Below are 6,056 nucleotides of genomic sequence, written 5' to 3'. Positions count from 1 at the left end.
CTGCTCCAGACGGTGCTGACGCTCGCCAACGCGCCGCGGGCCTGATGCCGGAGGTCTTCCCCGGGGGCGACGGCGCCCTCCGCATCCAGGAGCGGCTCGACGCGCTGGCGCGGATCAGCGCCGAGCCCGGCGCGATCACGCGGCTCTACCTCACCCCCGAGCAGGCCCGCGCCGAGGTCCTGGTGGCGGGCTGGATGCGCGAGGCCGGGATGGACGTGCGCCGCGACGCCGTCGGCAACCTGATCGGCCGGATCGAGGGCAGGAGGCCCGGCGGGCCGGCCCTGGTGATCGGCTCGCACCTCGACACCGTGCGCAACGCCGGCCGCTACGACGGGCCGCTCGGCGTTCTCACCGGCATCGCGTGCGTCGAGGCGCTGCTGCGGGAGGGGGTGCCGCCCGTCGCCCTCGAGGTGGTGGGCTTCGCCGACGAGGAGGGCGTGCGCTTCTCCGCCACCCTCACCGGCAGCCGGGCGTTCTCCGGCCACCTCGAGCCGGCGGCGCTGCGCACGCTGGACGCCTCCGGCACGACGCTCGCCGCCGCGATGCGGGCCTACGGCCTCGATCCCGGAGCGGTCGCGACCGCGGCGCGGGCGCCCGAGACGATCCTCGGCTACGTCGAGCTGCACATCGAGCAGGGGCCGATGCTGGAGCGGGAGGGGCTGCCCGTCGGCCTCGTCACGGCGATCAGCGGGGCGAGCCGGCTGGAGATCACGCTCACCGGCGAGGCGGGGCACGCCGGCACCGTGGCGATGACCGAGCGCCGCGACGCGCTCGTCGGCGCGGCCGAGTGCGTGCTGGCGATCGAGGCGCGCTGCCGCGGCGAGGGGCACCTCGTCGGCACGGTCGGGCGCATCCAGGCGTGGCCCGGCGCCGTCAACACCATCCCGGGCCAGGCCCGCTTCAGCCTGGACCTGCGCGCCCCCGACGACGCGCAGCGCAGCGCGGCGCTCGCCGACATCGAGGCCGCCTGCCGCAGGATCGCCGTGCGCCGGCGGCTGGGCTTCGGCATCGCCCTCCTGCACGAGGCCGACGCCGTGCCCTGCGATCCCGCGCTGACGGCGCTGATCGGGGCGGCCATCGCGGCCGAGGGCTACCCGGTGCTGGCGCTGCCCAGCGGGGCCGGCCACGACGGCATGGCGGTGGCCGCGATCGCGCCCATCGCCATGGTGTTCGTGCGCTGCCGCGGCGGCATCAGCCACAACCCGGCCGAGTTCGCGAGCCTGGAGGACATCGAGGCGGGCGCGCGGGTGCTGCTGCGGGCGATCCGGGGCTTCGTCGCGGCGCGGGCGGAGCCGGAATGATGCGGTCGATCGGCGCGATGGCGCTCGGCCTGTGCCTCGCCGCGTGGCCGGCGCGGGCCGCCGACCGGCTCGCCTTCGTCGTCGGGATCGACGCCTATGCGAATCTCGGCGCCGACGCGCAGTTGCAGCGGCCGGTCGCCGATGCGCAGGCGGTCGGCGCGGCCCTGCGGCGGCTGGGCTTTCGCGTCACCCTCCTGACCGCCTCGGTCACCCAGGAGACCTTCTGGGCGCGCTTCGGCCAGTTCGCCGAGGCCGTGCAGCCGGGCGACACGGCCCTGTTCTACTTCGCCGGGCACGGCCTCGCCCTGCAGGGCAGCAACTACCTCCTGCCCGCCGACATGCCGGTGATGCAGGCCGGGCAGGAGCAGTTCGCCCGCAGCCGCTCGCTCGCGGAGGCCGACATCAGCGCCGCCCTGCGCGAGCACGGCGCGCGGGTCGTGATGATGGTGCTCGATGCCTGCCGCAACAATCCGTTCCCGCGGACCGGGACGCGCGGCCTCGGGGCGGAGACCGGCCTCGCGCGACGGGGCGAGACGGCCGACGGCGTGTTCTCGCTCTACGCGGCCGGCGCCGGGCAGACGGCCCTCGACCGGATGCCGGGGGCCGACCCGGACCCGAACTCGGTCTTCACCCGGGTCTTCATCCGGCGCGTCCAGGAGCCGGGGCTGAACCTGATCGACCTCGGCGAGAGCGTGCGCGACGAGGTGGCCAGGCTGGCCGAGAGCGTGCCGCACAAGCAGGTCCCGGCCTACTACAACGAGGTCCGGGGCGCGCGCTTCATCTCGCTGGCGGACCCGTCCGGGATGCCCGCGGTCGTCACGCCCCCGCCGATCGCCCCCGCCGTCGTCCCGAGGCCGCAGCCTCCGGCGGCCGTCGCGCCGGCCGATCCGCCGCGCGCCGCGCGCGTCGCGAGCTTCGGCTACCCGATCAACCTCGATCCGCACGGGGACAACTGGGTTGCCCTGCGCAGCCTGCCGAGCGGCAGCGCCGGCGCGCGCTTGGCCAAGCTCGGGCCGGAGACGCTCTTCACGGTGCTCGGCCGGCAGGGCGCCTGGGTGAACGTCGCGCTGCGCGGCGGGCAGGTCGGCTGGGTCCACCGGGATTACGTCGGCTGCTGCCGCAGGATCGCGGTCGGTCCGTGATCCCGCGTGCCGGCCGCGTCGGGCTGCCGGGACGCCGGCCACGCCGGCATCGCGGTTTCGGCGACGGTGCGGAGCTTGGCCCGCGCGGCGCCGTCCCGCGCCAGGGTCGACAGGCCCTGGACGACCGCCATGACGTGGCCGGCCAGGGCCTCGGCGTCCGTCCCGGCCGGCGGTTCGCCGTCCGCCGCCGCCCGGTCGATCCTGCGGCGCAGGTGGGCCTCGGTCTCCCGCCGGATCGCGGCCGGCGCCGCCTGCACGTCGGCGGCGTCCGCCGAGCAGCTGATCGCCGCGCGCGCCACCAGGGCAGCCCGGCGGGGTGTCCGCCCCGGTGCAGACCAGGGCCGCCCCGTGCAGCAGGCCCCATGCCGCCTCGCGCGGTGGCGGCCCGCGCGATGAACCGTTCCGACGTGACCGGCGCCGGGCCGAGCAGGTGTTCGGCAACGCCGCCGCGCTCGACGTCGCGCTGTCGGCCGGGCACCGCGCCGCCCTCGACGCGGCGAGCGCGCGCGAGCCCAGGTTACCCCTACGGCCTGTTCGCGCAGGGCCTCCGCCGGCACGTCGCGTTCGGCGGCAGCGCCGTGAAACCCTGGCAGGCGTGAGGGGGTCCGCACGCTCCGGGATGGTCGGCGGGACGCCGGGCCCTCGCATCTGGCCCGCGCCGTCGAAGGTCCGCCGTCGCGGCGCGGGCGTCCGGTGCCGTCCCGATCTACTCCAGCGGTCCCACCGCGGCCTCCACCGCCGCCACGATCGCGCCCGAGCGCACGAGCGCGAGCGCGTCGGTCATCTCGGCGTGGTACCAGCGGTCGCCCGACAGCGCCGGCTCGATCACCCGGCGCACGGCGGCGAGCGCGGCCTGCGTGCCGGTGCCGAGCGGATGGTCCTTGGCCACGTCGGCCACCAGCGACAGGGCCTGGGCCGCCATCAGGATCTCGCCGGCCACGATCGTCTCGACGTTCTCGACGATGGTGCGGGCCTTGCGCGCGCACCACGTCGAGTTCGAGACGTGGTCCTCGGCGTTGGACTTCCCCGGAATCGAATCGACCGAGCCCGGCGTCGCGAGCGTCCGGTTCTCCATCACCAGGGCCGAGAGGGTGCACTGCACGGTGGCGAACCCGGTGTTGAGGCCCTTCTTGCCGGCGAGCAGGTTCCGCGGCAGGCCGTAGCTCATGGTCGGGTCGATGAGGCGGGCGAGCCGCCGCTCCGAGATCGCGCCGAGGTCGGTGGCCGTGATGGCCAGCAGGTCCGTCGCCTGCGCCACGTAGGCGCCGTGGAAGTGGCCGCCGGAGATGCAGGCGTAGCCGCCGCCGTCCGCCTCGCCTTGCGGGAAGATCAGCGGGTTGTCGGTCGCGGAGTTGATCTCGGTGCCGAGGATGCCGTCGATGTAGGCCAGCGCCTCGCGCACCGGCCCGTGCACCTGCGGCGCGCACCGGAGCGAGTAGACGTCCTGCACCCGCGGGGACGGGGCTTGGCCGGGCGCGCGGGCCTCGTCCGGGAACACGGTCAGCCGGGCCGATTCGGTGCAGCGCCGCGAATCGCCGATCATCCGCAGGACGTTGCGGGCCGAGGCCGCCTGTCCCCGGTGGGGCCGGGCCGCGTGTACCCGCGGATCGAAGGCGGCCTTCTCCGCCCGAAGGCATTCCAGGGTCAGCGCCAGGGCGATCTCCGCGTGCTTGAGCACCCGCTTCATGTCCTCCAGCGCCAGCACGCCGACGGCGAGCGACACCGTCGAGCCGTTGATCAGCGCGGACGCGTCCTTGGCCTCCAGGGGGAAGTCCGGGCCGAGCCCCGCGGCCTCCAGCGCCGCGCGGGCCGGCATCCGGCGCCCTTCGAAGAAGGCCTCGGCCTCGGCGAAGCCGCAGATGGCGCCGGCCAGATGCGCGAGCGGCGCGAGGTCGCCCGACGCGCCGACCGAGCCCTTCGACGGGATGACGGGGACGAGCCCGGCGTTGAGGCAGGCGAGCAGCCGGTCGACCACCGCGACGCGCGGCCCGGAATAGTTCGAGGCGAAGGCGTTGGCGCGCAGCAGCATGGTGGCGCGGACAGTCTCCGCGTCGAAGGGCTCGCCCATGCCGGTGGCGTGGGCGTAGACGGTGAGCCGCTGGTAGGCCTGCATCTCGTCGAGCCGCACGCGCTGGTCCTTGAACAGGCCGACGCCGGTGTTGAAGGAGTACATCAGCGGCGCGTCGTCGCGCATGAAGTGCGCCTCGATGTAGTCCCGCGCCCCGACGAGGTCGCTGCGCGCAGCCGCATCGAGGACGGCCGTGGAGCGGGTCCCGGCAGCATTCGGCCTTGCCACGGCCATCACGTCCGCGGCGGTGAGGGTGCGGCCGTCGATGGTGGTCGTCATGGTGCGTCTCTCGAAGGGCTCGCGGCGGGGAGCACGAATCACGCCGCCGGGTGGCGGGCGATCCAGTGGCGGGCGATGTCGATGCGGCGGGCGAGCCACACGCCGTCGTGCGCCGCGACGTGGTCGAGGAAGCGCATGAGCGCGGCCGTCCGCCCGGGCCGCCCGACGAGGCGGCAGTGGAGGCCGACCGACAGCATCTTCGGCGCGCGCTCGCCTTCGGCGTACAGCACGTCGAAGGAATCGCGCAGGTAGGCGAAGAACTGGTCGCCGGAGTTGAAGCCCTGCGCGGCTGCGAACCGCATGTCGTTGGCGTCCAGGGTGTAGGGCACGACGAGGCCGGTGCCGGCCGCTCCGCGGAGCCAGTAGGGCAGGTCGTCGGCGTAGGAATCGGAGAGGTAGGTGAAGCCGCGCGCCAAGCCGAGTTCGAGGGTGTGGATCGAGGACCTGCCGGAGTACCAGCCCTCCGGCCGCGCGCCCGTGACCGCGGTGTGGATGCGGATCGCCGCGTCCATGGCGGCGCTCTCCTCCTCCCGGGCGTAGTCGCGCAGGTCGACCCACTTGAGGCCGTGGCTGGCGATCTCCCACGCGGCCTCCCGCATGGCGGCCACCGCCTCCGGGTTGCGCGCCAGGGCGTTGGCCACCCCGAACACGGTGACCGGCACGGCGCGCTCCGTGAACAGCCGCCACAGGCGCCAGAACCCGGCCCGCGCGCCGTACTCGTAGAGCGACTCCATGTTCATGTGGCGCTGCCCGGGCCAGGGCTGCGCCCCGACGATCTCGGACAGGAACGCCTCGGAGGCCGCGTCCCCGTGCAGGATGCAGGCCTCGGCGCCCTCCTCGTAGTTCAGCACGATCTGCACGGCGATGCGGGCGCCGCCCGGCCAGTCGGCGTGCGGGGGATTGCGGCCGTAGCCGACGAGGTCGCGGGGATAGGGGGCGGGATCGGTCAAGGGGCTCGCTCGGCTCGGGGCGCAGTCGCGTGAGGCAAGGACGGGGCGGGGGGCCGCGTCAAGGCCCGGGACGGCGGCTCCGGCCGCCTGCCCGCACGTTCATGATCGGCAGCGCCCGCGCCGGCACCCGGGATGGACCGCGTGCGCACGCCGATTTTTCTTGACTTTTATCCTAATTCATGCTTTTGATCCGTGACCTGCCGCCCATACGGATGGGGGCCTTGCGGTGGCTGAACCGGAAGGCTTGGGGCGGCGGGGCGGTGCCCGCGTCGGTGGCTCAGCCGCCACCGCCCCGGGCGACGGCCCGACGCGCCGG

The 6,056-nt window shown here is 75.0% G+C and carries 4 protein-coding genes and 1 pseudogene; 2 read left to right on the top strand and 3 right to left on the bottom strand.

From position 1 onward, the window contains the following. Positions 1–44 precede the first annotated feature (44 nt). Positions 45–1,301 (top strand): allantoate amidohydrolase, encoded by a 1,257-nt coding sequence (locus ACFE8Y_RS20425; RefSeq protein WP_375466202.1) that lies wholly within the window; start codon positions 45–47, stop codon positions 1,299–1,301. Further along, complete coding sequence (locus ACFE8Y_RS20420) at positions 1,298–2,443, top strand: caspase family protein (protein WP_375466201.1); 1,146 nt, start codon at positions 1,298–1,300, stop codon at positions 2,441–2,443. Before ACFE8Y_RS20425 ends, ACFE8Y_RS20420 begins: the two co-directional genes overlap by 4 nt. Here the strand turns inward: ACFE8Y_RS20420 and ACFE8Y_RS20415 are convergent. The 3 genes and pseudogenes from ACFE8Y_RS20415 to puuE form a co-directional block, all read right to left on the bottom strand. Beyond that, positions 2,404–2,700 (bottom strand): hypothetical protein, encoded by a 297-nt coding sequence (locus ACFE8Y_RS20415; RefSeq protein WP_375466200.1) that lies wholly within the window; start codon positions 2,698–2,700, stop codon positions 2,404–2,406. The two genes, ACFE8Y_RS20420 and ACFE8Y_RS20415, sit on opposite strands and share 40 nt — an antisense overlap. 449 nt (positions 2,701–3,149) lie before the next feature. Further along, positions 3,150–4,790, bottom strand: coding sequence for a histidine ammonia-lyase (gene hutH / locus ACFE8Y_RS20410; RefSeq protein WP_375466199.1), 1,641 nt, complete (start codon positions 4,788–4,790; stop codon positions 3,150–3,152). 44 nt (positions 4,791–4,834) lie between these two features. Further along, a pseudogene (gene puuE / locus ACFE8Y_RS20405) lies at positions 4,835–5,740 on the bottom strand (allantoinase PuuE); the annotation flags it as partial. Between the last annotated feature and the right edge of the window lie 316 nt (positions 5,741–6,056).

The sequence above is a fragment of the uncultured Methylobacterium sp. genome, assembly GCF_964242245.1.
Lineage (GTDB): Bacteria > Pseudomonadota > Alphaproteobacteria > Rhizobiales > Beijerinckiaceae > Methylobacterium.
Note: the sequence above shows the minus strand (reverse complement) of the source record. Positions and strands in the feature narration are given on the sequence as shown.